Origin of the sequence: Thermoanaerobacterium thermosulfurigenes (assembly GCF_051201035.1) — a bacterium.
Taxonomy (GTDB): Bacteria; Bacillota; Thermoanaerobacteria; order Thermoanaerobacterales; family Thermoanaerobacteraceae; genus Thermoanaerobacterium; species Thermoanaerobacterium thermosulfurigenes.
The window spans coordinates 1-1,627 of record NZ_JBPODR010000071.1 but is presented as its reverse complement, the minus strand read 5'-3'; the positions used below and the strand labels follow the sequence as shown (position 1 = coordinate 1,627).

Sequence of the window (1,627 nt, the reverse complement as noted above, 5' to 3'; positions counted from 1 at the left end):
TTCAGTATTTTATCGCAAAGGCTTTGTTATTTTCTGTATCTAATTTTTAATTTATGCCATAGTATGACGTTGGAAATTAGTTTCCGAAATCACTCAATCATGCATTATCCTAACTTCTTTTCAATCAAATTTGCCAACTCCCTGGCCATTGATTCTATCTTTTCTTGATCTTTGCCTTCTACCATCACTCTTACTAATGGCTCTGTCCCTGAAGGTCTTATAAGGACTCGACCTTCTCCTTTCATCTCTTCTTCAAGTTTTTCTATCTCTCTTGCTATATCTTCATCATCCATGTATTTATATTTCAGCTCATTTTTGACTTTTGCATTTATCAAAACTTGCGGATATGAAACCATGACATTGGCCAATTGAGACATCTTTTTACCACTTTTAACGAGCAATTCTGCTACTTTCAGAGCAGTTATCTCACCATCGCCTGTTGTATTGTGATCGAGGAAAATTATGTGTCCCGATTGTTCACCGCCTATTGAGTAACCATTTTTCACCATTTCCTCTAAGACATATCTATCTCCAACTTTTGTCTTTACTACATCTATTCCATTTCGTTTTAATGCTATGTCTAATCCTATGTTGCTCATAACCGTGACGACAACTGTATTTTTATTTAGTTTTCCTGTATTTTTAAGATGTATACCACACATAACCATTATATGATCTCCGTCTACAACATCGCCATTTTCATCAACCGCAATAAGCCTGTCTGCATCGCCGTCAAAAGCAAATCCTACATCAGCACCTGTTCCAGCCACGATCTCTTGAAGCACTTTAGGATTTGTAGATCCACATTTGACATTTATTTTTTCTCCGTTTGGATGTGAACCGTATAATATCACGTCTGCCCCTAATTCGTGAAAAAGTATCGGTGCAACTGTGCTGCTTGCTCCATATGCACAATCTAAAACCACTCTAAGTCCCTTTAAATCACAATCTATAGTAGATTTCAAAAATTCAATGTAATCCCTCTGTGCACTCTCACTTTCCACTACATTTCCAACATCCAATCCTGTAGGTGTCGGCAACTGGCTTTTTTCATTTATTATCTTCTCTATTTTGTCTTCCACTTCATCAGGAAGCTTATATCCATCTCTATTAAAAAATTTGATACCATTGTACTCAACAGGATTATGTGACGCTGAAATGACGACACCTGCATCTAATTTATAATGTCTTGTTAAATATGCAACAGCAGGTGTAGGTATAATACCAGCGTCTATGACCTCTGCTCCAACAGACGTAAGTCCCGCTGTCAATGCACTCTGAAGCATATCTCCAGATACTCTGCTGTCACGCCCTATTAAAATTTTTGGCCTTCTTGAACATTCCGTCAAAACATACGCGCCAGCTCTTCCAAGCTCAAACGCAAGTTGTGGCGTAAGATCTTTGTTGGCAATCCCTCTTACACCATCTGTGCCAAATAATCTAGCCATAAAATCCATTCCTTTCAGTATCAAAAAATCATACGATAATATTTTATCACACTAATAGATCCAATGCAATTTACCGTAGGTATGGTTTGTGTCAAGTAGTTGTTGGCAAATTTTTTTCTTTAAATTTTATCCGCATAATGTTTAATATGTTGTGAATTTTCATGCAATTATTTTTACTC

At 36.8% G+C, this 1,627-nt stretch carries 1 protein-coding gene; it reads right to left on the bottom strand.

Features of this window, described 5'->3' with window-relative positions:
• Positions 1-104: 104 nt before the first annotated feature.
• Positions 105-1,448 carry a phosphoglucosamine mutase gene (gene glmM / locus HNR52_RS12195; RefSeq protein ID WP_435620738.1) on the bottom strand — a complete coding sequence of 448 codons (1,344 nt, stop codon included), beginning with the start codon at positions 1,446-1,448 and terminating at the stop codon, positions 105-107.
• Positions 1,449-1,627 lie beyond the last annotated feature (179 nt).

Coding starts and splice junctions, on each gene's coding strand:
- glmM (WP_435620738.1), bottom strand. CDS start 1,448: ATGGCTAGATTATTTGGCACAGATGGTGTAAGAGGGATTGCCAACAAA.